The organism is Endozoicomonas sp. ALB091 (genome assembly GCF_049310265.1).
Lineage (GTDB): Bacteria > Pseudomonadota > Gammaproteobacteria > Pseudomonadales > Endozoicomonadaceae > Endozoicomonas.
On the sequence record NZ_JBLYNQ010000008.1, the window covers coordinates 701,219 to 724,181 of the forward strand.

The window sequence follows — 22,963 nt, forward strand, 5'->3', positions numbered from 1 at the left end:
GGTAAGTCTTCGGGAAGTGATATAAACATAGAGATCAGGTTAGACGACAGGAAGTAATATTTCCTCATGTACCTGTTTTTGCGTACTAGCGACTTTTACGACATGGCATGATTTTGAGCAGCTTTCGGTTTGAAGACAATCAATAAAACTTATGGCAAAGGTATAAAATAATTTGTAAGTGCTGTTTATTAAGTTATGTAATATTAAGTAGCTAACCATATGAAATCATATATTTCTGACTCCTTGTTCAGGCACTCTGCTTCGTTACAACTCCGGTCACATAGCTACGGCTATGCTCCCTCCGTTGTGCCTCGCATAGCACCTGCCCAAGTAGCCAGAAATATGTGATTCCATATGGCCAGCTACTTAAAAACAAAGCTAAAAAATCTTGAAATAATAATTAAACATTTGTTTAAGTCGTTAACTTCCCTTTGATCTGGTCAGTTTGCAATATGATTTCAAATGCTCAGGCACTTATACGGTGTTCTTATGAAAAAACGACTGCCGCCCTTAAACTGGATCAGGGCGTTTGAGGCCTCCGCCCGGCACCTGAGTTTTACTCATGCGGCTAACGAGTTAAACCTGACTCAGGCTGCCGTGAGCCAGCAGGTCAAGGGGCTGGAGAGCCAGTTGGGTTGTTTATTGTTTCGCCGGTTGCCAAGGGGACTGGAGCTGACCGATGCCGGGGCTGCCTATCTACCCGCTGTCCACGATTCTGTTGAACGCCTGACCGTTGCTACGGAAGAGATCTTTGGCCATGGTCGAACGAGCCTGCTGACCATTAAAGTGAATATGGTGTTTTTTATTAAGTGGTTAGCGCCGAGGCTGAAAAATTTTAGAAGGCAATACCCGGATACTAACCTGCGTTTGACCAGCAATATCTGGGTGAATGAAGTTGAGCGGGAAAACAGCCTGGACAGCGATCTGGAAATTCGTTACGGCAAGGGCCATTGGCAGGGGATGACCAGCGACCGGTTAACCTGGGATGAGCTCTTTCCTGTGTGCAGTCCCGACTATCTGGCAAAATACCCGATTGACGAAGACACCTTTGATCTCTCTGAGCATATGTTGCTGCACGTGATGGGCTATGAAGAAGGTTGGGGACACTGGCTCTGCCAGGCCAATTATAAAGATATGAAGACCAGCCAGGGCTTTTATATGGACACGCTGGTATCGGCATTGGAGTTGGCGGTATTGGGGGAGGGTATTGCGCTTGGTCGCACCAGCCTGGTAAAGGATCTTATTGATTCGGGTAAGTTGGTTACCCCGTTTAAAACTAAAATTCCAACCGATGAAGCTTTTTATCTCGTTTACCCCAGCTCTAATGTTAAACATCAGGATATCGAGGCATTTCGTACCTGGTTACTCAGTGAGGCTCAACCGGTCAAAACATGATGTCTGGCTGCTATAAAAAAATTAAGATCAAAGGTAATGTTTTTATTGCTGGTCACTTTTTGTCAAGCGTTTACTATGTCAGTGTTTAATAAATTTGAAAGGTAACTACTCAGTTTTCAAATGGGCTAATTAATTAATAACGACTTTTATGATAAACAAAATTATTACTTTTCACGTTTTTACGCTGGAGATTGAAAGTCAGAACTACTAATTAAATAGAGTGAGAAAACACATTGAGTATGAAAGCAAATCTACCATTAATCGGTATTCGGGTTATTGATTTTGGCCAGCAAATAGCCGGGCCTGCAGTCGCCATGATTCTGGCTGACCTGGGGGCAACGGTGATTCATATTGATCCACCAACCGGGCCACAATGGCAGAGCCCTGCCAATGCTGTTTTGAATCGGAACAAAACCACGGTAACTATTGATCTGAAATCCGATCAGGGTCTGGTACAGGCGTTAACCTTAATTGATCACGCCGATATTGTTTTGGAAAGTTTTCGTCCCGGAGTCTTAAAGCGCCTGGGAATTGATTTTGCGCAGTTGCGGCAAGCACGTCCTGAGCTGATCACAATTTCCATGCCGGGCTACGCCAGTAATGATCAATTGCGCAGTCAGTGGAAAGCAACAGAGGCTATTGTTGCCGCTAACTCTGGTGCTTTCACCGATATGGGCTTTAACCGGGTGTTGATGGGCGTGGATCCCAGTTTTTCTCCTTTGTCATTGTGCTCAGCCTATGCGACAACGCTGGCGGCCAGCTCGGTGGTGATGGCACTGTTCGCCCGGGAAAAACTCGGTGTTGGTGATCATATTGAAGTGCCGATTGTCGCTGCCTTAATGGAAGGGTTGTCGTACAACTCCATCGTTATTGAAGATTTGCCCAAACGCTACCTGACCATGCGCGAGCATGAAATCAGCCATCGCAAGGAAAACAATCTGCCGATGGATGTTAGCTACGACGATTTACAAGAGTATCTGGATCCCTTTTATCGCACTTACCAATGCAAAGACGGTCGCTTTTTCTACGTCGTTTGTCCATCCCATCGCAATCATGCCAAACGCTGTTTACAGGTGACGGGCTTATATGATGAGTTGTTGGCCGAAGGCTTACCTGAGGTGCACAATCTGCATTTACCGGTTGATGAGTGGGATGACGAAACCTCCATTGGCGTTTATCCACTGCCGAAGAAGTGGGCTGATATTATCTCGGCCAAAATGAAGCGGGTGTTTTTAACCAAAACCTCAGAAGAGTGGGGGGTTATCTTTGGTGAAGGGCAAATTCCGGGGGCACCGCATCGCACCACTCAGGAATGGGTGAACAGTGACCACTGTGCGCAGGCGGGATTGATCGTTGAAGTGGATGATCCTGAATACGGAATGATGAAACAACCGGGGCCTATGGTCTGGCTGGAAGAATCGGCCGAACAAATGTTACAGCCAAGGGCCAGAGTCACGGTTGATTTTGAGGCAGCACTGGCTGAGCTTTCAGAGGTTAAAGCAACGCCCCGGCCCACTGGCGCGGTTGCGGCACCGGACAACCGCCAGGCCTGGTTGGCAGGGGTGAAAATACTCGACTTAACCAATGTCATTGCCGGCCCCCATTCTGCTGCCTTTTTAAGTCGCTTTGGTGCCGAGGTGATCAAATTGGATCCGGTGACACCATTGTATGATCCACTGATTGGCACCGTGTACAGTTTTCAAGCCAATATTGGCAAAAAGAGTGCGTTGGTTGATATCAATACTGAACAGGGACGGGATATTTTTCACCAGCTAATTCGATCCGTTGACCTGGTGTTAATAAATGCCCCCGAGCGTCAGATAGCGCCTCTGGGCCTGGACGAAGCCAGCTTACAGGCCGTTAATCCGGGCGTGTTATTCTGTCGTTTAGACTGCCTGGGAGGACCAACCCGTGGACCCAAAACAGACTACATAGGCTACGACGATATTATTCAGGCAAATAGCGGCATTATGAGCCGTTTTGGTGGACCACAAACGCCAGAAGAGCACGCACACCTGGGCACTTTGGATGTTAATTGTGGTTTTGTGGGCGGTTTGGGGATGGCCTTAAGTCTTTATCACAAAATGCACACCGGGCGGCATAGCCGGGCGTGTACTTCGTTATCTGCGGCAACCAATCTGGCACAAATTAAATTTGCCTATGATTATCAGGGGCGTGCTCCGTTTGATGAAGCATCCGGGCGAGAAGCCCTGGGTAATCACGATTTATCGCATTTTTACACAACGAAAGACGGCAATTTATTTATTGATGCCAGCGAGCAGGAGTTGATCAAGCTGGAACGCGTTCCGGGCCTTGCTGGCATTAGTGAAGCAAAAAATAAGAAGGCCTTTTTGACCGAGGTTCTCTCCCGGGAAAGTGCCGATCATTGGGCGCAGGCGCTGCGGGAACAGGATATTGCAGCGGTGCGCTCAGTGGGGATCGCCGAGCTTCGGGAGCGTTACACTCGCCCTGCCGATGGCAAAGTGGGAATTGACCTTGGCAGTTATGCGTTTTCCAGCTACCGCGATCACCCCAGTGGACACGCAGTGACTATTATTGATCACTACTCAATCAGGCCTTCACGGGCACAGATTATTGCGCAAACACCAACCGAGCGATTAGGCCGTTCGACTACTGAGATTGTTGCGGGTCTTGGCTATACCGATGAACAAATTGCCACCATGCTAAACGACAAAGTTATCGGTACTGGCTGGGGGAAAGAGTACTTGCCGAGTTAAGCATGAACGCTTGCCCGGTATTGTCACCAGAACAAAACACAGGCAACAGGCTTGCACAACGGGCCTTTTGAACTAGCCTCTATTCGTCATTTGTCTCTTAAAATGATGAAACGCCGGATTCAGTAACGAAAAGGCAGGTATCAACCTCCCCCTTTGGGACTTTCCAGCGACGGACAGACATGAGCCCAGATATCAGACAGTGTTTATTACCCTGGGATGATACTGATAATCCGGAGGAAGGGACCGGGAGTTCCAATGCACAGCCATCGCCTGCTATCCAGCAACCTGTTGCCAGCGCAGAAAATAGTTCAGCACGTGGGGTGGCTTCCCCAGATAACGGGATCTTACGTCCACTGACGTTTGATTTCGATTTGCGGGGCCTGGGAGATCAACTGGCAGCGGCAATCAGGAAGCGAGATCTGGCAGCCGTCAACGACCTGCTGAACCTGGTGCAGGATCTGGGGATTGACCCCAATCTCTGCGACCGGCAAGGCTACTATCCGCTTTATTGGGCCAGTCGCTGGGGCAGCGCTGACAGAATTCTCAAGACCCTGCTGGACAGGGGAACGAACCCCAATCTCTGCAACATTGACCCGTGGAATGGAAGAAAGAACATACCTCTGCTTTGTGCCGCCGAAAGCGGCAGTTATGAGGTCAGCAAGGTCTTGCTGGAATACGGAGCTGATCCGCAAGCCCGTGACGGCTCTGATTGGACGGCACTGCACTGGGCCACACGGAACTTCGGCAAACAGAGCATCATGCTCATGAAGTGCCTGCTGGATCACGGTGCTGATATTAATGCCCGTAATAGTATGGGACGCACCCCGCTGCTCAATGCCGTCATTCGTGACACTCTTCTGGCCGTTAACATCCTGCTGAGCGAAGGTGCCGATCCCAATATTCCTGATAATTACGGTCGTACCGCGCTAGACAGTGCAGTCTTGGGCATGAGCACCAATATGGTTGACGACTTGCTGGCTCATGGTGCCAATCCTGATACGCCCGGCGGCATCGACAGCGATGGGAGAAGCAACGCACTGTGCATGGCATTAAGTAAGCAATACAGAGACGACATTGTGGATATGCTCCTTGCTTACGGTGCCAACCCCAACAGGGCGAGCAAAGAGGGCGATACCCCGCTGCATCTGGCGATAGAGAAAAGCAACGCAACCGGTGTTGACAAGCTGCTGGCCCATGGTGCCAATCCCAATATTCGCAACCAGTCAGGCCAGACCGCCCTAGAGGCTGCCCTCGTTACAGGGTCACCTCCGCGCATCATTGATGCCCTGCGTGAGCCCTTTAAACCGGGGTCGCTGCAGTTTTGTGCCCGACGCTGTATTCGTGCAACCCTGATGCGGCCCCGGATGACCCAGAAAAAAAACCGGATAAAACCGCTGTCAAAAGAATCTCAACACCTGCCGTCAGCAGATCCTTTGACAGAAATGGACTCAAGCATCAGACAATGTTCACCTGACGCCGCCAATCCGGAGGAAACGGCCGGGGATCCCCACACACAGCCAGTAACTTCTCTCCAGCAACCTTTTGCCAGCGCAGAAAATATTTCAGCACATGGGGTTGCTTCCCCAGGCAACGGGAGCATGCATCCATCGACGTCTGATCTTGATTTGGTTGATCAACTGGTAGCAGCAACCAGTGATGGTGACCGGGAAATCGTGGACAACCTGCTGGACCTGCTGGAGGAGCGGGGGATTGACCCCAATCTCTGTGACCGGCAAGGCCACCACCCGCTCTATGGTATCAGTGACCGATTCAACAGAGTGGCAAATGTCATCAAGACCCTGCTGACCAGGGGGGTTGACCCCAATTTCGCCACTTTCGACCCATTGACTAATAGAGAGTACATACCTCTGCTTCTGGCCGCCGAAGATGGCAGTTATGTGATCAGCAAGGCCTTGCTGGACCACGGGGCTGATCTGCAAGCCCATGACTGTGGGTGGACGGTGCTGCACTTTGCCGCACGGCGATTTAGCGAACAGAAAGTCATGCTCCTGAAGTGCCTGCTGGATCACGGTGCCGATATTAATGCCCGTAATCATGATGGGCACACCCCGCTGTGCATTGCGGTCCTTCGTAAGGAACTTATGAACGTTAACATCCTGCTGGGCGAAGGTGCCGATCCTAATATTCCTGATAAAGATGGTAAAACCGCACTGGACTATGCAGTCTTTAACAGGTGCGCCAACATGGTCGACGACTTGCTGGCTCATGGTGCCAATCCTGATATTCGCAACCAGTCAGGCCAGACCGCCCTGGAGGCTGCCCTCGCTACAGGGGCATCTGTACACATCACTGATGCCCTGCGTGAGCCCTTTAAACCCGGGGCGACGAAAGTTTGTGCCCGAAACTGTATTCTTGCAACCCGGGTGCAGCCGCAGATGACTCTGAAAAAAACTCGGGCAAAACCGCTGTCACTGGTAACTCAACGTTTGCCGTTGCCAAATACGTTGAAAAAATTTGTTTCTAACCCACTGACGTTTTAACGAAATGTTCTCAAGCATCAGACAATGTTCATCTTCCCGGGATGACACTGGCAATCCGGAGGAAACGGCCGAGGGTTCCCAAGCACAGCCATTACCTTCTCTCCAGCAACCCGTTGCCAGTGCAGAAAATATTTCAGCACGAGCGGTGGCATCCCCCGGCAACGGGAGCTTACATCCACTGACGTCTGATGTCGATTTGCGGGGCTTGGGCAATCAACTGGCACTGGCAATCCTGGAACAAGACCTGCCAGCCGTCAATAACCTGCTGAATCTGGTGCAGGATCTGGGGATTGACCCCGATCTCTGCGACCGGCAAGGCTACTACCCGCTTTATTGGGCCAGTGCCGTGGGCGAAGATAACAGAATTCTCAAGACCCTGCTGGACAGGGGGGCGAACCCCAATCTTTGCAACATTGATCAGTGGAATGAAAAAAAGAACATACCTCTACTTTGTGCCGCCCGTAAAGGCAGTTATGAGGTCAGCAAGGTCTTGCTGGAATACGGAGCTGATCCGCAAGCCCGTGATGGCGCAAATTGGACGGCGCTGCACTGGGCCACATGGGAATACAAGATACAAAGCGTCATGCTCCTGAAGTGCCTGCTGGATCACGGTGTCGATATTAATGCCCGTAATAATCGGGGACACACCCCGCTGTGCACTGCCATCCTTCGCGGCGAACTTCCGGTCGTTAACACCCTGCTGAGCGAAGGTGCCGATCCCAATATTCCTGATAATGACGGTAGTACCGCGCTAGACTATGCAGTCTCTAAAGGGTACACCAACATGGTCGACGACTTGCTGGCTCACGGTGCCAATCCTGATACGCCCGGTGCCATCCACAGCTACGGGTGGAGCAACGCACTGTGCATAGCATTAAGTATGCAATACACAGACGACATTGTGGATATGCTCCTTGCTTACGGTGCCAACCCCAACAAGGCGAGCAAAAAGGGCGATACCCCGCTGCATCTGGCGATAGAGAAAAGCAACGCAAGCTGTGTTGACAAGCTGCTGGCCCATGGAGCCAATCCCAATATTCGCAACCAGTCAGGCCAGACCGCCCTGGAGGTTGCCGTCGTTGCAGGGGCACCATCTCGCATCATTGATGCCCTGCGTGAGCCCTTTAAACCCGGGTCGCTGCAGATTTGTGCCCGAAACTGTATTCGTGCAACCCTGATGCGGCCTCGGATGATCCCGAAAAAAAACCGGGCAAAACCGCTGTTAATAGCATCTCAACACCTGCTGTTGTCAGAACCCTTGAAGAAATTTGTGTCCAACCCACTGACTTTTAAAGAAATGTACTCAAGCATCAGACAATGTTTATTTCCCTGGGATGACTCTGTCAATCCGCAGGAAACGGCCGAGGGTTCCCACGCACGGGCAGTACCCTCTCTCCAGCAACCTGTTGTCAGCGCAGAAAATATTTCAGCACGTGCGGTGGCTTCCCCGGGCAACGGAAGCATACGTCCATCAGCGTCTGATCTCGATTTGGGTGATTTGGGCAATCAACTGGCAGCGGCAATCAGGAAGGGAGACCTGCCAGCCCTCGACAACCTGCTGAACCTGCTGGAGAAGCGGGGGATTGCCCCCAATCTCTGCGACCAGCAAGGCTACTACCCGCTTTTTTGGTTCAGGGACTCATACAGAGTGCACAAATGTCTCAAGACACTGCTGGACAGAGGGATTGACCCCAATATCGCCACTATCGATCCGTTGACTGATGAAGCGAACATACCTCTGCTTCTGGCTGCCAAAAAAGGCAGTTATGAGGTCTGCAAGGCCTTGCTGGATCACGGGGCTGACCCGCAAGTCCATGACCTCGCTAATTGGACGGCGCTGCACTGGGCCACATCGGAACCAGGCTATCAGACCGTCATGCTCCTGAAGTGCCTGCTGGATCACGGTGTTGATATTAATGCCCGTAATAGTATGGGACGCACCCCGCTGTGCAATGCCGTCATTGGTGACGTATTTTCACTTTCACTTTTGGCCGTTAACACTCTGCTGGGCGAAGGTGCCGATCCCAATATTCCTGATAATGAGGGTAGTACCGCGCTGGACCATGCCGTTTTTAACGAGCGCACCAACATGGTTGACGATTTGCTGGCTCACGGTGCCAATCCTGATACGCCCGGCGACACCTCCAGCTGCGGGTGGAGTAACTCACTTTGCATGGCATTAAGTAAGCAATACACAGACGACATTGTGGATATGCTCCTTGCTTACGGTGCCAATCCCAATAAGGCGGGCATTAAGGGTGATCCCCCGCTGCATATGGCGATAGAGAAAAGCAACGCAAGCTGTGTTGACATGCTGCTGGCCCATGGTGCCAATCCCAATATTCGCAACCAGTCAGGCCAGACCGCCCTGCAGATTGCCGTAGTTGCAGGGTCACCTCCTCGCATCATTGGTGCCCTGCGTGAGCCCTTTAAACCCGGGTCGCTGAAAGTTTGTGCCCGAAACTGTATTCGTGCCACCCTGATGCGGCCACAGATGACCCAGAAAAAAAAACGGGCAAAACCGCTGTCAATAGCATCTCAACACCTGTCGTTGCCAAATACCTTTACAAAATTTGTGTCCAACCCACTGACTCTTTAACGAAATGTTCTCAAGCATCAGACAATGTTCATCTTCCCGGGATGACACTGCCAATCCGGAGGAAACGGCCGAGGGTTCCCACGCACAGCCAGTACCTTCTCTCCAGCAACCCGTTGCCAGTGCAGAAAATAGTTCAGCACGTGGGGGTGCTTCCCCGGGCAATGGGAGCATGCATCCATCGACGTCTGGTCTCGATTTGGTTGATTTGGGCAATCAACTGGTAGCAGCCACCAGGGAGGGTGACCACAAAGCCGTAGACAACCTGCTGAATCTGCTGGAGGAACGGGGGATTGACCCTAATCTCTGCGACCAGCAAGGCCGCCACCCGCTCTATTGGATCAGTTACCAATACAGCGGAGTGTCAAATGTCCTCAAGACCCTGCTGACCAGGGGGATTGACCCCAATTTCGCCACTATCGACCGGTTGTCTAATAAAAATTGCATACCTCTGCTTCTGGCTGCCGAACAGGGCAGTTATGAGATCAGCAAGGCCTTGCTGGACCACGGAGCGGATCCGCAAGCCCGTGACGGCGCTAATTGGACGGCGCTGCACTTTGCCGCACGGCATGTAAGCGAACAGAGCGTCATGCTCGTGAAGTGTCTGCTGGATCACGGTATCGATATTAATGCCCGTAATGATGTTGGGGACACCCCGCTGTGCATTGCCGTCCTTCACAGGGAACTTCTGACTGTTAACATCCTGCTGGGCGAAGGTGCCGATCCCAATATTCCTGATATAGATGGTAAAACCGCGCTGGACCATGCAGTCTTTAACAGGTGCGATAACATTGTCGACGACTTGCTGGCTCATGGTGCCAATCCTGATACGCCAGGCAGTATTCACAGCTACGGGGTGAGCAACTCACTTTGCGTGGCATTACGCAGGCAATACACAGACGACATTGTGGATATGCTCCTTGAATACGGCGCCAACCCTGACAAGGCGAGCAAAAAGGGCTATACCCCGCTGCATCTGGCGATAAAGAAAAGCAACTCAACCTGTGTTGATATGCTGCTGGCCCATGGTGCCAATCCCAATATTCGCAATTCGTCTGGCCAGACCGCCCTGGAGTTTGCCTTGGTTAAAGGTTCACCTCCTGGCATCATTGATACCCTGCGTGAGCCCTTTAGACCCTTGTCGCTGCAGATTTGTACTCGAAACTGTATTCGTGCAACCCTGCTGCGGCCCCGGATGATCCTGAAAAAAACTCGGACAAAACCGCTGTCGATAAAATCTCAACGCCTGTCGTTGTCAGATCCTTTGACAAAATTTGTGTCCAAACCGCTGGCTCTTAACGAAACGTACGCAAACATCAGACCCTGTTTATCCCCGGATGACACGGCCAATTCGGCGGCAACGGCCGAGGGTTGGCACGCACAGCCAGTACCTTCTCTTTTGCAACCCGTTGCCAGCGAAGGAAATATTTCAGCACGTACGCTGGCTTCCCCGGGTAACGGGAACATACATCCATCGACGTCTGACCTCGATTTGGGTGATTTGGGTGATCAACTGGCAGTAGCAATCAGGAAAGGAAAGAAAGGTGATCTGTCAGCCCTCTACGATCTGCTGAACCTGCTGGAGGAGCAGGGAATCAATCCCAACCTCTGTGACCAGCAAGGCCGCTACCCGCTTTTCTGGTTCAGGGACTCCTACAGAGTGCACGAATGTCTCAAGACACTGCTGGACAGAGGGATTGACCCCAATGTCGCCACTATCGATCCGTTGACGAATGAAGAGTTCATACCTCTGCTTATGGCTGCCAAAAAAGGCAGTTATGATGTCTGCAAGGCCTTGCTGGATCACGAGGCTGATCCGCAAGTCCATGACCTCGCTCACTGGACGGCGCTGCACTGGGCCGGATCGAAACCAGACAATCAGACCGTCATGCTCCTGAAGTGCCTGCTGGATCACGGTGCCGATATTAATGCCCGTAATAGTATGGGACACACCCCGCTGTGCAATGCTGTCATTGGTGGCGTATTTTCACTTTTGACCGTTAACATCCTACTGGGCGAAGGTGCCGATCCCAATATTCCTGATAATGACGGTAGTACCGCGCTGGATCATGCAGTATTTAACGGGCGCACCAACATGGTTGACGATTTGCTGGCTCACGGTGCCAATCCCGACAAGGCGAGCCAAAAGGGCGAAACCCCGCTGCATCTGGCGATAAAGAAAAGCAACTCAACCTGCGTTGACATGCTGCTGGCCCATGGTGCCAATCCTGATATTCGCAACCAGTCAGGCCAGACCGCCCTGGAGGCTGCCCTCGCTACAGGGGCACCTGTGCACATCATTGATGCCCTGCGTGAGCCCTTTAAACCCGGGGCGACCAAAGTTTGTGCCCGAAACTGTATGCGTGCAACCCGGGTGCAGCCACAGATGACTCCGAAAAAAAACCGGGCAAAACCGCTGTCACTGGTAACTCAACGTTTGCCGTTGCCAAATCCGTTGAAAAAATTTGTGTCCAACCCACTGACGTTTTAACGAAATGTTCGCAAGTATCAGACAATGTCTGTATCCCTGGATTGGCAGCGACCAGCCAGAGGAACCGACCGGCAGTTTACCTGCAACGCCTTTGCTGTCTCTGCAGCAGCCGGGCACCTCAGCAGACCACAATCCGGGATTTGCAGCCGCTTCGGCAAGTAAACGAAGAGTACCGTTATCGATGGACTACAAAACGACATTAGTCGTTAAATATAATGACCCGCCAGCCCTTAATGACCAGCTGCTGGATGCTGCCTGGCATGGCAATTATGATAGGGTCAAAGCCTTGCTGCACCGGGGAGCAGACCCGAAAACCTGTGACAGCGGCCACTTTACTGCGTTGCATTTTGCTACAAGGAACAGCAACGATCAGACCGCGATGCTCCTGAATTGCCTGCTGAATCACGGTGCCGACCTTAATGCCGTGACTGCACTGAACCGTACCCCGCTGCAATGTGCCGTTATCTGTGGCAATCTTTCGGCCGTAAGTACTCTGTTGGAGCACGGTGCTGACCCCGATATTCCAGACCAGTTCGGTTTTACCCCACTTAATAAAGCGGCGGAACAAGGGGCGTGCAAAATAGTTGACCAGTTGCTGGCTCACAGTGCCAACCCCGACACGTTTGGCGTCTGGACCCTGAACCCACTTTACAAGGCAGTATCCAAACAACACACCGATATTGTCCATACCCTGTTGAATCACGGTGCCAACCCCGATCCCGACCTGTGCAACAGCTCTGGCCGAACCACCTTGAACTGTCTGGTAGAAAAACTGCGACCTGTTGCTGAAGTCAGGCTGATGCTGGCTAACGGTGCTGACCCCAATACTTGCAGCAATTCTGGCCAGACCACGCTGAATTTTGTGGTAAACAGAGATGATGGCTGCGCTGTCCAGCTGCTCAAGCTCTTACTGGCTAACGGCGCTGACCCCAATGCCCGTGGTGAAGATGGCGATACCCCGCTGCATCTGGGGATAGCAAATCAAAGCCCGGAATTGGTCAGGATTCTGGTGGATAATGGTGCCGATCCCGGTGTGCGTAACCAGCTGGGCTGGACAGCTCTGAAGAGTGCTGAAGCTGGAAGAGCTGACCCCGAAATCATCGATTCCCTGCGTAATCATATACCCGTTTATCAACCCGGATCGCTGCAAGCCTGTGCCCGAACCTGTATTCGTCAACGCCTGGTGCAAAATCGGATATTATTGGCAGAAGTGCTGTCAACAGACTCTGACTGTCTGCCACTGAAGGATTCCTTAAAAGCTTTTGTCTACCACCCGCTGAAAATTTAACCGGTGTTTTTCAAGGATGATGTTTGAACTTTTGCCTGAATTGGAAGTCTTATATTTAAACAGCTAACTGGATTGTTGGCGTAGAACGAATTCTTTTAACGGTTCCCAATCAGGGAGATATTATTATGAACGCAAGCAGTGGCAGCATGCCAACCATTTCCATTGGTACAACACATAATGAATTTCTCAAGCTCATCCGTAATTCTCCATTAAATCCAAAAGATACCAGGTCATTTGTTTTGACAGGCGTCGGTAAAACTCGCACCCTGACTGTCTTCACGCAAAATGACCTCTATTTAACACACGCAGATAAAACCCCAAACGTATCCCAGATTGAAAGTTTTTCGCGTGATGGAAAATTGGTCAAGATTACAGATTGTGACTGCTACGTCCGCCTCTTTTCTGTTCATAATCCCAGCAAGGAAGCGGAATTAGTAGCAAGTAAGCTTGGCTCAAAAGCAGGAGCAGCATTTAAAGCAGATGCATCCAAAGTATCAGAAGGTCATTATGCCGTTATCACAACCTTTTACCCAGTCACTCCAGGCGAGGGATGTAAACCAAAAGACCCTTATGTGCCATTAAAACCGGGTTTTAAGCAGCAACGCCTGGAATATGTTTTTTGCTCCGAACACCAGAATCACCCCCTTGAAGTGATTAGCAATTCAACGCTTGAGATCCGTACCAGAAGATTGGGTTCGAGTGAGGTGAAGTACAGAACACTGGATAGTAAGAAACCTGTGTACGCCCATGGGATTAACCTGACATCGTATTATAAGGCTATCTATTCCAAAAAAGACCAGACCAAGCCACAATCCGGGGCTCAGGGATGCTGGCGAATGCAAAACGTTGACCCTTTTTCAAACGATGGCCCCAATGGTCAGGATGTTCGCCCCTCTGGCAATATGGCTAATTTCATGGGTGGCTCGAATTTTCATAATAATTAGGCTCCTGGTACATGGTTTCAATGAGTTTGACGGGTTGTCATGCCTCCGCACTCCGTTCGTCCTGAGTGCTGAGCTTGTCGAAGCATCGAAGGGCGGAAACTCCGGACTCTGATAGATCGTGCCAAGCACCCTTCGACTCCGCTCAGGGTGAACGGAGATTGTACACGTCAAACTCATTGAAACCATGCACGAGTGCATTGCATTCAGTTAACAATAGTTGGCCTTGTCGTTGCCTGTGCGGTTAACTCAATTGCTTCGCCATCCCTCAACACCTGCATGGTCATCTGTTGGCCCGGTGGAATACGGGCCACCATATTCATTACCTTGCGGCCATCCCGGGTGCTCTGGCCATTGATGCCGGTAAGAATATCGCCACGTCGCAAACCCGCCCGGTCGGCAGGACCATCTTCATAAACCCCGGTAATCAAAATCCCAACTTTTGTGCTGACACCGTAGGCTTCTGCCAGTGCCGAGCTCAGTGGCTGTGATTCAATACCCAGCCAGCCCCGAATCACCCGGCCATATTTAATGATGGAATCCATAACAAAGCGGGCCATATTGGAGGGAATCACAAAGCCAACCCCTTCACTGCCCCCACCACGGGAAAACAATAGTGTACTGATGCCAATCAGATCACCATAGGCATTGACCAGGGCACCACCGGAGTTGCCGATATTGATGGCGGCATCGGTCTGGATAAAGTCTTCATAGGTATTCAGTTGCAGGTCATTCCGGCCGGTGGCGCTGATAATGCCCATGGTTACCGTCTGTCCCAGTCCGAATGGGTTGCCAATGGCCAGCACTACATCACCAATTTCTGCGCTGCCAGAGTCCACCAGATCCAGGTAAGGCAAATCCTTCAGGTTGACTTTCAGCACGGCAAGATCGCTTTCCGGGTCGGTGCCAATAATGCGGGCTTTGACTTCCCGGCCATCGCGCAGGGTAATCATCAGCCTGGCCGCATTTTGAATCACATGGTGGTTGGTCAGGATAAAACCTTCAGGATCAACAATAACGCCGGAACCTTCCGGGGTGCTGCGGGCATGGGTTCTCTGGGGCAGTGGCAGGTTGCTGTCACCACGCTGTGACAGGCTGTTGGTAGAGATACTGACCACAGCCGGTGCAGCCTTTTTCACGGCATCACTGTAGGAAACCTGCCCGGTGACATTGAACACTCTGGAGGATTGTTCAATAAAGCGGTTGCGGGATTTTTCTGAAATACCACCGAACTCAGGCCTGATCAGCAGTACTGTGATCGCGGTGAATAGCCCGATCAGGATGGGTAAGCCCACCGACTTAAGCAGTTTTTTCATTCGCAGCCCATGGGAATTGCCGTTATGTGATTATAATGAGACCAACAAAATACGATTCTTAATATACAGCGATGTAAGGATGGAGAGAACCAATGGTGCCCACATCACAAGATATGACCTTAAAAGAAATGGTGACATTACTGGATCAGGAGTTACAGCCTGGTCTGTTTAAAGATTACTGTCCCAATGGTATTCAGGTCGATGCCAGCCCGGCAGCGGACACGCCAATAAAGAAAATAGTCACGGGGGTCACGGCCTGTCAGGCGCTGATTGACCGGGCCATTGAACTGAAGGCCGATGCCATTCTGGTTCATCATGGCTATTTCTGGCGTGGTGAAGACGCGGTGATTACCGGCAGCAAACGTCGGCGCATCGAAACGCTGCTGGCGAACCATATCAGCCTGGTGGCCTATCATTTGCCACTGGATGCCCATCCGGTGTTTGGCAATAACGCAGAGCTTGCCCGCTTGATGGGGTGGGATGTCGTAGGTGGCATGGAGCCGGGAGCCAAATTGCCGGTGGGAAACTGGGGCACAACAGGGCGAAAGCTGTCGCTGGATGAGTTGAGCCAGGACATTTCCGGCAAGCTGGGGCGTGATCCACTGGTGATTGCCGGAGGAAACCACCCCATAAAAACCATTGCCTGGTGTACCGGAGCCGCTCAAAGCATGATTGATAAGGCTCTTAACCTGGGGGTGGATGCTTTTGTCAGCGGTGAGATTTCTGAGTCAACGGTGCATTTTGCCAGGGAAAATGGCATTCACTATATCAGCGCCGGTCATCATGCTACCGAACGTTATGGGGTTCAGGCACTGGCTCGCTGGCTGCATGAGGAAACAGGCATTGAGCATGAGTTTGTTGATATCGATTCTCCGGTATAAATTTTCTTTTATTAATTTTGTGCCGTGTTGTTAGAAAAAACAGGTGGCTTGTTCTTCTTTGATTACAGTTGAAATAGCACATTCATTAATTATTTAAACGCCGTTGAAATTGTTGCTGTAAGTCAATCTGTATAAAAAATAACTCTCGTACACTTGTCCTCGCTTTTTCTTCTGCCTCGCTGTTAAGCCTGAGTGGCCACAGCACGAGGCAGTTTTGTCTTGTCGTTTTGGACAGCACCGTCGTGTTGTTGGGGGGTAATTATGATCTGGCTACAGTTGGCCATAGTGATTCTGTGCATCCTGGTTGGTGCACGTATCGGGGGAATCGGTCTTGGTTTAATGGGGGGGGTGGGTCTTGCCATTCTCTCTTTTGTGTTCGGTATTCAGCCGACCTCCCCTCCGATTGATGTAATGCTGATGATTCTGGCTGTGATTTCTGCTGCCGCCTGTATGCAGGCGGCCGGTGGTATGGACTACCTGGTACAGGTGGCTGAACGTATTCTCAGAAGAAATCCAAAGCGTATTACCTTTATTGCACCGGCGGTGACTTACTTTTTCACCATGTTTGCCGGTACCGGTCACGTCGCTTACTCTGTGCTGCCGGTTATTGCCGAAGTTGCCCGCCGTACGGGTGTTCGCCCGGAGCGTCCTATGTCCATCGCGGTAATCGCTTCTCAGGTGGGTATTGTGGCCAGCCCGATTGCCGCAGCCACCGTTGCCATGCTGACTATTATGTCGACAAAGTATGACATTACCCTGGGACAGATTCTGGGCACCACGATTCCAGCAACGATGGTTGGCCTGTTCCTCGCTGCTCTGGTGACCAATAAGCTGGGTAAAGAGCTGAAGGATGACCCTGAATTTCAGCGCCGTATGCAAGACCCGGAGTTTCGACGCAAGATGGAAGAAACCACCACGGTTTCTGTTGCTGAACTGAAGCCAGGTGCGAAGACCTCCGTTCTGCTGTTCCTGTCAGGTGCCGTTATGGTGGTGGTGATGGGGGCTATTCCTGCTATACGTCCTCAGTTCAATGGCTCTGCCATGTCCATGGCGCACACCATTGAAATCATCATGCTGGTGGTATCCGCACTGATTGTATGGCTGGGTAAAGCTGATGTTGGTGAAGCAAGCCGTGGTGATGTATTCCTCTCCGGTATGCGTGCAATTATTGCTATCTTCGGTATTGCCTGGCTGGGGGACAGCTTTTTCGCTGCCCACGATGTGCTGCTCAAAGGCGGTATCTCTGATCTGGTTCACAGTGCTCCATGGGCATTTGCCATCGCACTGTTTATTCTCTCTGTGATGGTTAACAGCCAGGGCGCGACTACGTCGACACTGATGCCTCTGGGTGTGGCTCTTGGTTTGCCAGTAGCCTCTCTGGTCGCTATGTTCCCGGCGGTTAACGGTTACTTCTTTGTACCTAACTACGGTCCGATCATTGCCTCTATCGACTTTGACAGCACTGGCACGACCCGCATTGGCAAGTATGTGTTCAACCACAGTTTTATGCTGCCAGGACTGATGGCGATTGTGTTCTCTGTGATTGCCGGTTTTGTGTTCAGCAGTATTGTGCTGTAAAGATAATGGCGCATTGATAGAGCGGAGTTTAAGGGCCTGCTGACGTTTTGTTGCAGGCCCGGCGTATCCGGATGCCCTGATACGCCGAACCATCTTTGAGTATCGACTGTGGGTTTAGCGTTTAGCTGACGGGTTCGCCACTGAATTCAGGGAGAATCAGCAAGCGATATATTTATATATAAAAACAATATATATTTTGAATTTATTATTCTATTTTCACTGATAGTATTTCACTTAGAGCACAACAATAACTTCGCTTTAGGTCGAAATGCATGTCGGATCAAGACTTCAATCATCTAAAACAGCTGGAAGCGGAAAGCATCCATATCATCCGGGAAGTGGCTGCTGAGTTTGAAAACCCTGTCATGCTTTACTCTATTGGCAAAGATTCTGCCGTGATGCTGCATCTGGCCATGAAAGCGTTTTACCCGGGTAAACCGCCCTTTCCTTTATTACACGTAGATACCACCTGGAAATTCCGGGAAATGATTGAGTTCCGGGATCAGCTGGCACAAAGACTGGGTCTTGAGCTGCTGGTGCATACCAATCCGGAAGGTCTGGCGCAGGGCGTCGGGCCATTTACCCATGGCAGCGCAAAACATACCGATGTGATGAAGACCCAGGCACTCAAGCAGGCATTGGATAAATACGGCTTTGATGCTGCGTTTGGTGGTGCCCGTCGGGATGAAGAAAAATCCAGGGCGAAAGAGCGGGTTTACTCTTTTCGCGACAAAAACCATCGCTGGGATCCGAAAAACCAGAGACCGGAACTTTGGAATATCTACAATAGCCAGGTTGAGAAGGGCGAGAGTATTCGCGTGTTCCCGCTGTCAAACTGGACGGAACTCGATATCTGGCAGTATATCCATCTGGAAAAGATCCCTATTGTGCCACTGTATCTTGCCAAAGAACGCCCGGTGGTGGAGCGTGATGGCAACCTGATTATGGTGGACGATGAGCGGATGCCGTTGCAACCGGGTGAAGAACCCCAGTTACGAAAAGTACGCTTCAGAACCCTGGGATGCTACCCGCTGACCGGTGCCGTAGAATCTGAAGCCGATACACTGACCGACGTGATTCAGGAGATGCTCCTGACCAGAACCTCTGAGCGACAGGGCCGGGTGATCGACCATGACAGTGCCGGCTCCATGGAAAAGAAAAAGCAGGAAGGGTATTTCTGATGTCACACCAATCTGAACTTATTGCCACCGATATCGAAGAGTACCTGAACCGTCATGAACAGAAAGAGATGCTGCGTTTTCTCACCTGTGGCAGTGTTGATGATGGTAAAAGCACCCTGATTGGCCGTCTTTTACACGACACCAGCATGATTTATGAAGATCAGCTGGCTGCCGTAGAAAACGACAGTAAACGAGTAGGTACCCAGGGGGAAAAACTGGATCTGGCGCTGCTGGTGGATGGTCTGCAGGCAGAACGTGAGCAGGGCATTACCATTGATGTGGCCTACCGCTATTTTTCCACCGAAAAACGTAAGTACATCATTGCCGATACGCCCGGGCATGAGCAGTACACCCGAAATATGGCCACCGGTGCTTCCACCTGTGATCTGGCGATTATTTTGATTGATGCCCGTCAGGGTGTGCTGACCCAGACCCGGCGGCATACCTACATAGCCAGCTTGCTGGGCATAAAGCATATTGTCGTGGCCATCAATAAGATGGATCTGGTGGATTTCAGCAAGGCTCGGTTTGAAGAGATTCGTAACCAATACCTTGATTTTGCAGAACCGTTGCAATTGGGTGATATCCAGTTTGTGCCCATGTCGGCGCTGGAGGGCGACAATGTGGTACACCGCAGCGAACGGATGTCCTGGTATCGTGACAGTACGCTGATGGACGTGTTGGAAAATGTCGAGATCGCCCGGGACCGTAACCTGAATGACTTCCGCTTCCCGATTCAATATGTGAATCGCCCTAACCTGGATTTTCGTGGTTTTTCAGGAACGCTGGCTTCAGGCAAGATTAAGCCCGGCGATCAGATCAAGGTACTACCCTCGGGTCAGGTGAGCACCATTGCCCGCATTGTGACCTGGGATGGTGATCTGCCAGAAGCCCATGCGGGTCAGGCGGTTACCCTGACCCTGACCGATGAAATTGATATCAGCCGTGGTGATATGCTGGTGCGCCGGGACAGCAGTGTTCAGGTGGCTGCTGATCTGGATGTGGATCTGGTGTGGATGGCGGAACAGCCCATGAGCCCCGGCAGGCAGTATCAGATCAAGTTTTCTGCCGACAAGGTTCCGGGCAGTTTTGCCGGGGTTGATCACCGGGTTGATGTGAACTCCCTGGCCCATCACCCGGCAGAGCAGCTGGCACTGAATGAAATTGGCCTGTGCCAGCTCAGGCTGACCAGGGCGGTACCTGTGGACAGCTACCAGCGTAACCGCCAGACCGGTGCCTTTATTGTTATTGACCGGCTCAGTAACGCCACGGTTGCTGCCGGTATGGTACGGGGAGTCAGTGAGCGTACTCGGCAGGATTCACTCTCCAGAGTCCATCGGCAACAGCGCCTGGGTCAGAAAGGCGGTGTATTCAAAGTTGCCGGACAGCACGCCAAAATTATTGAACGACAGCTGTTTGATCGTGGGTTTTATCCATTGGTGATTGGCAGTGATGATGAACAGTGGGCTGCCAAGGCAGATGCGTTACTCAAGGCTGAAGTGGCCGTCTTGATTACCTCGGAAGATGAGGTGGCGGATAATGCTTCTGTAGACTCGGTGGTGGATACCATTGTGGCCTCTCTGACTCTTCCATAAACCTTTCCTCAGGCCTCTCTTCACCTGACAGAGAGGCCTATCAAAATCTACTGTGTTAGAACGGCAACAAACCCATTGAAACCATGCATTAGTACATAGTTTCAATGAGTTTGACGGATTGTCGTGCCTCCGTACTCCGTTCGTCCTGAGCCTGTCGAAGGACCCAAAGGGCCTAAAGGCGGAAACTCCGAACTCTGATAGATTGTGCCAAGCACCCTTCGACTCCGCTCAGGATGAACGGGGTGTACGGGTATTAAAGCTTTTCTGCGCTAATCCCTCGGCACTAACACCTCCTCCATGGGAGGACTGGCAGAATTATCCCGGGAACCGAAAAAGTCTGGTAGCGGTGGCAACAGGTAATTGGTAATTAAGGAGGTCGCGATTATAGCCACCAGTCTAAAGGTTACAGAGCTCATCGATTCGGGCAGCATTTGCCGGAGGTACTCCGATAAAATCTCCGACTCTGAAACGAATTGCCGGGCAAATTCCGGGGAAACGCCAGTATGCTCGGTGTCGGTCCTGACCACTCTATCAAGTAGCTCGTCCAGGCCCAAATAAGGCAGTAATGATCGAGCCAGGCGGTCAGCCAGTGGTTTGACAAAGCAGGGAATGTGGGCGTTGCAGTCAGTCTGGGGGCAACGCCGGAAGCAATCCCGCTGAATCAGGCAGCTACGGTGGAATGCGTGCCCCCGGGCGCATTTGACCATATCAGCGTTGCGATCAGGAGCCCGAGCGCCACGGCACAGAAAACAACTGCTGGCCGAATGTACATTATCCATGTGGCAAGAAACTCCGTGTGATGAAGTTCATCAGTTACCATTTGTTTTTGAATTTTTATTAGACCCCTTGTTTTCCCAAAAGGTTCAATGAAATGCTGTTGAAGGATGCCTTTTTTGACCGGTCAGCCAACCATTGACTGCCGCCATGGCGGCCTTGATTGCGTACGGTGTTCTCAGGCAGCCTTTGATTTCTCCCTGGAATTCTGCGCTGCTTCAACCACTTAACCAGAGGTCAGCAGTGACCCACCGGATTCATCAGGTGAATGGGCAAAAGCCCTGATAATAGGTACAAATGCCGGTTCAATGGGAATCCTCGCTGATCCACTATTAGGCCAATCATCTACAATGATCTGATTGATGACAGAAAGACATCCCCATTGGCCTGACAGCCTCCCAGGAAAACTGTGCCCCTGGCAGATGCTCAAAGGCGGGATGCTGGAAATTACCGAGAACAGGAGTCGAAATGAAGGCCGATTTTTATCAAGGGCTGCGCCGGCAGCTGGATGAGCTCAAACAGGAAGGGCTTTATAAAAGTGAACGGGTGATCAGCTCCCAGCAACAGGCTGAAATCAAAGTACTCTCCAATGGTGAGAGCGGTGATGAAGTGCTTAACTTCTGTGCCAATAACTACCTGGGCCTGGCCAATGCACCGGAGCTGATTGAAGCGGGTAAACAGGGGCTTGATCAATATGGCTTTGGCATGGCTTCCGTGCGCTTTATCTGCGGTACCCAAACCGTTCATAAAGATCTGGAAGCTCATATCTCCCGGTTCCTGGGCATGGAAGATACCATTCTCTATCCTTCCTGTTTTGATGCCAATGGTGGCCTGTTTGAAACCATCCTGGGGCCGGATGACGCCATTATCAGTGATGCGCTCAACCATGCCAGTATTATTGATGGTGTGCGCCTGTCCAAAGCCAAACGTTTCCGCTATGCCAATAACGATATGGCCGATCTGGAAGCGCAACTGCAGGCGGCCGAGGCTGCCGGTGCCAAAACCAGACTGATTGCTACCGATGGCGTATTCTCCATGGATGGGGTTATCGCCAACCTGAAAGGCATCTGCGATCTGGCCGATAAATACGGTGCGCTGGTGATGGTGGATGACTGTCATGCCACCGGTTTTATTGGTGAGAAAGGGGTTGGTACTCCTGAGTTCTGTGATGTTATGGGACGTGTGGATATTCTCACCGGTACCCTGGGTAAAGCACTGGGTGGTGCTTCCGGCGGTTACACCTCCGGTAAAAAGGAAGTGATTGACTGGTTGCGTAATCGTTCCCGTCCATACCTCTTCTCCAACACGCTGTCACCCAGCATTGCTGCCGCTTCGATCAAAGTGTTTGAGATGCTGGCTGAAGGCGCAGAACTGCGCCGGAAGGTACGTGATAATGCCGACTATTTCCGCGCTGAAATGACCAGACTGGGCTTTACCCTGGCCGGAGCCGATCATCCGATTGTACCGGTGATGCTGGGTGATGCGTCACTGGCTGGCCAGTTTGCCGACCGTATGCTGGAAGAAGGGATTTACGTGGTTGGTTTCTCCTTCCCGGTAGTGCCAAAAGGGCAGGCGAGAATTCGTACCCAGATGTCCGCTGCCCACAGCAGAGAGCACCTGGACAAAGCCATTGCCGCTTTCGCCAGGGTTGGTCGAGAGTTGGGCGTTATCCACTGATTCACACACAA

Annotated in this window: 14 protein-coding genes; 12 read left to right on the plus strand and 2 right to left on the minus strand. The window is 51.3% G+C overall.

Annotated features, from left to right (window positions below):
• Positions 1-489 precede the first annotated feature (489 nt).
• The 7 genes from gcvA (at position 490) to ACO6UX_RS19385 (ending at position 13,953) form a co-directional block, all read left to right on the plus strand.
• Positions 490-1,395, plus strand: coding sequence for a transcriptional regulator GcvA (gene gcvA / locus ACO6UX_RS19355; RefSeq protein ID WP_422449998.1), 906 nt, complete (start codon positions 490-492; stop codon positions 1,393-1,395).
• Between the two features lie 239 nt (positions 1,396-1,634).
• Positions 1,635-4,133, plus strand: coding sequence for a CoA transferase (locus tag ACO6UX_RS19360; protein WP_422449999.1), 2,499 nt, complete (start codon positions 1,635-1,637; stop codon positions 4,131-4,133).
• Between the two features lie 179 nt (positions 4,134-4,312).
• Entirely contained in the window at positions 4,313-6,634 is a 2,322-nt protein-coding gene (locus tag ACO6UX_RS19365) for an ankyrin repeat domain-containing protein (protein WP_422450000.1), read from the plus strand.
• 4 nt (positions 6,635-6,638) lie between these two features.
• Complete coding sequence (locus tag ACO6UX_RS19370; protein ID WP_422450001.1) at positions 6,639-9,233, plus strand: ankyrin repeat domain-containing protein; 2,595 nt, start codon at positions 6,639-6,641, stop codon at positions 9,231-9,233.
• A gap of 4 nt (positions 9,234-9,237) precedes the next feature.
• The gene (locus tag ACO6UX_RS19375) at positions 9,238-11,721 is read left to right on the plus strand and encodes an ankyrin repeat domain-containing protein (RefSeq protein ID WP_422450002.1); all 2,484 of its coding nucleotides are present in this window, start codon (positions 9,238-9,240) and stop codon (positions 11,719-11,721) included.
• Positions 11,722-11,725: 4 nt separating this feature from the next.
• Entirely contained in the window at positions 11,726-13,009 is a 1,284-nt protein-coding gene (locus ACO6UX_RS19380; protein ID WP_422450003.1) for an ankyrin repeat domain-containing protein, read from the plus strand.
• Positions 13,010-13,134: 125 nt separating this feature from the next.
• Complete coding sequence (locus ACO6UX_RS19385; RefSeq protein ID WP_422450004.1) at positions 13,135-13,953, plus strand: hypothetical protein; 819 nt, start codon at positions 13,135-13,137, stop codon at positions 13,951-13,953.
• A gap of 203 nt (positions 13,954-14,156) precedes the next feature.
• On the opposite strand, the gene ACO6UX_RS19390 is transcribed toward ACO6UX_RS19385, so the two are convergent.
• A complete protein-coding gene (locus ACO6UX_RS19390) occupies positions 14,157-15,266 on the minus strand; it encodes a S1C family serine protease (RefSeq protein ID WP_422450005.1) in 1,110 nt (369 codons plus the stop codon).
• A 92-nt stretch (positions 15,267-15,358) separates the two neighbouring features.
• Here ACO6UX_RS19390 and ACO6UX_RS19395 point away from each other — a divergent pair, with 92 nt between their 5' ends.
• The 4 genes from ACO6UX_RS19395 to cysN all read left to right on the plus strand — a co-directional run bounded on the left by ACO6UX_RS19395 (position 15,359) and on the right by cysN (position 20,501).
• On the plus strand, positions 15,359-16,147 hold the full coding sequence (locus ACO6UX_RS19395; RefSeq protein WP_422450006.1) for a Nif3-like dinuclear metal center hexameric protein: 789 nt from the start codon (positions 15,359-15,361) through the stop codon (positions 16,145-16,147).
• A gap of 261 nt (positions 16,148-16,408) precedes the next feature.
• Positions 16,409-17,725: an anaerobic C4-dicarboxylate transporter family protein gene (locus ACO6UX_RS19400; RefSeq protein ID WP_422450007.1), complete on the plus strand. Its 1,317-nt coding sequence runs from the start codon at positions 16,409-16,411 to the stop codon at positions 17,723-17,725.
• 272 nt (positions 17,726-17,997) lie between these two features.
• On the plus strand, positions 17,998-18,906 hold the full coding sequence (gene cysD / locus ACO6UX_RS19405) for a sulfate adenylyltransferase subunit CysD (protein ID WP_422450008.1): 909 nt from the start codon (positions 17,998-18,000) through the stop codon (positions 18,904-18,906).
• On the plus strand, positions 18,906-20,501 hold the full coding sequence (gene cysN / locus ACO6UX_RS19410) for a sulfate adenylyltransferase subunit CysN (protein ID WP_422450009.1): 1,596 nt from the start codon (positions 18,906-18,908) through the stop codon (positions 20,499-20,501). Before cysD ends, cysN begins: the two co-directional genes overlap by 1 nt.
• 269 nt (positions 20,502-20,770) lie before the next feature.
• Here cysN and ACO6UX_RS19415 read toward each other — a convergent pair whose 3' ends face one another.
• On the minus strand, positions 20,771-21,280 hold the full coding sequence (locus ACO6UX_RS19415) for a hypothetical protein (RefSeq protein WP_422450010.1): 510 nt from the start codon (positions 21,278-21,280) through the stop codon (positions 20,771-20,773).
• A 463-nt stretch (positions 21,281-21,743) separates the two neighbouring features.
• Here ACO6UX_RS19415 and ACO6UX_RS19420 point away from each other — a divergent pair, with 463 nt between their 5' ends.
• Complete coding sequence (locus ACO6UX_RS19420; RefSeq protein WP_422450011.1) at positions 21,744-22,952, plus strand: glycine C-acetyltransferase; 1,209 nt, start codon at positions 21,744-21,746, stop codon at positions 22,950-22,952.
• The last annotated feature ends 11 nt before the right edge of the window (positions 22,953-22,963 follow it).

Excerpts from the sequence above, each read along its gene's own strand:
- ACO6UX_RS19400 (WP_422450007.1), top strand. The coding sequence starts at position 16,409 with ATGATCTGGCTACAGTTGGCCATAGTGATTCTGTGCATCCTGGTTGGT.
- gcvA (WP_422449998.1), top strand. The coding sequence starts at position 490 with ATGAAAAAACGACTGCCGCCCTTAAACTGGATCAGGGCGTTTGAGGCC.
- ACO6UX_RS19385 (WP_422450004.1), top strand. The coding sequence starts at position 13,135 with ATGAACGCAAGCAGTGGCAGCATGCCAACCATTTCCATTGGTACAACA.
- ACO6UX_RS19390 (WP_422450005.1), bottom strand. The coding sequence starts at position 15,266 with ATGAAAAAACTGCTTAAGTCGGTGGGCTTACCCATCCTGATCGGGCTA.
- ACO6UX_RS19365 (WP_422450000.1), top strand. The coding sequence starts at position 4,313 with ATGAGCCCAGATATCAGACAGTGTTTATTACCCTGGGATGATACTGAT.
- ACO6UX_RS19380 (WP_422450003.1), top strand. The coding sequence starts at position 11,726 with ATGTTCGCAAGTATCAGACAATGTCTGTATCCCTGGATTGGCAGCGAC.
- ACO6UX_RS19415 (WP_422450010.1), bottom strand. The coding sequence starts at position 21,280 with ATGGATAATGTACATTCGGCCAGCAGTTGTTTTCTGTGCCGTGGCGCT.
- ACO6UX_RS19375 (WP_422450002.1), top strand. The coding sequence starts at position 9,238 with ATGTTCTCAAGCATCAGACAATGTTCATCTTCCCGGGATGACACTGCC.
- cysN (WP_422450009.1), top strand. The coding sequence starts at position 18,906 with ATGTCACACCAATCTGAACTTATTGCCACCGATATCGAAGAGTACCTG.
- ACO6UX_RS19360 (WP_422449999.1), top strand. The coding sequence starts at position 1,635 with ATGAAAGCAAATCTACCATTAATCGGTATTCGGGTTATTGATTTTGGC.
- ACO6UX_RS19370 (WP_422450001.1), top strand. The coding sequence starts at position 6,639 with ATGTTCTCAAGCATCAGACAATGTTCATCTTCCCGGGATGACACTGGC.
- ACO6UX_RS19395 (WP_422450006.1), top strand. The coding sequence starts at position 15,359 with ATGGTGCCCACATCACAAGATATGACCTTAAAAGAAATGGTGACATTA.
- ACO6UX_RS19420 (WP_422450011.1), top strand. The coding sequence starts at position 21,744 with ATGAAGGCCGATTTTTATCAAGGGCTGCGCCGGCAGCTGGATGAGCTC.
- cysD (WP_422450008.1), top strand. The coding sequence starts at position 17,998 with ATGTCGGATCAAGACTTCAATCATCTAAAACAGCTGGAAGCGGAAAGC.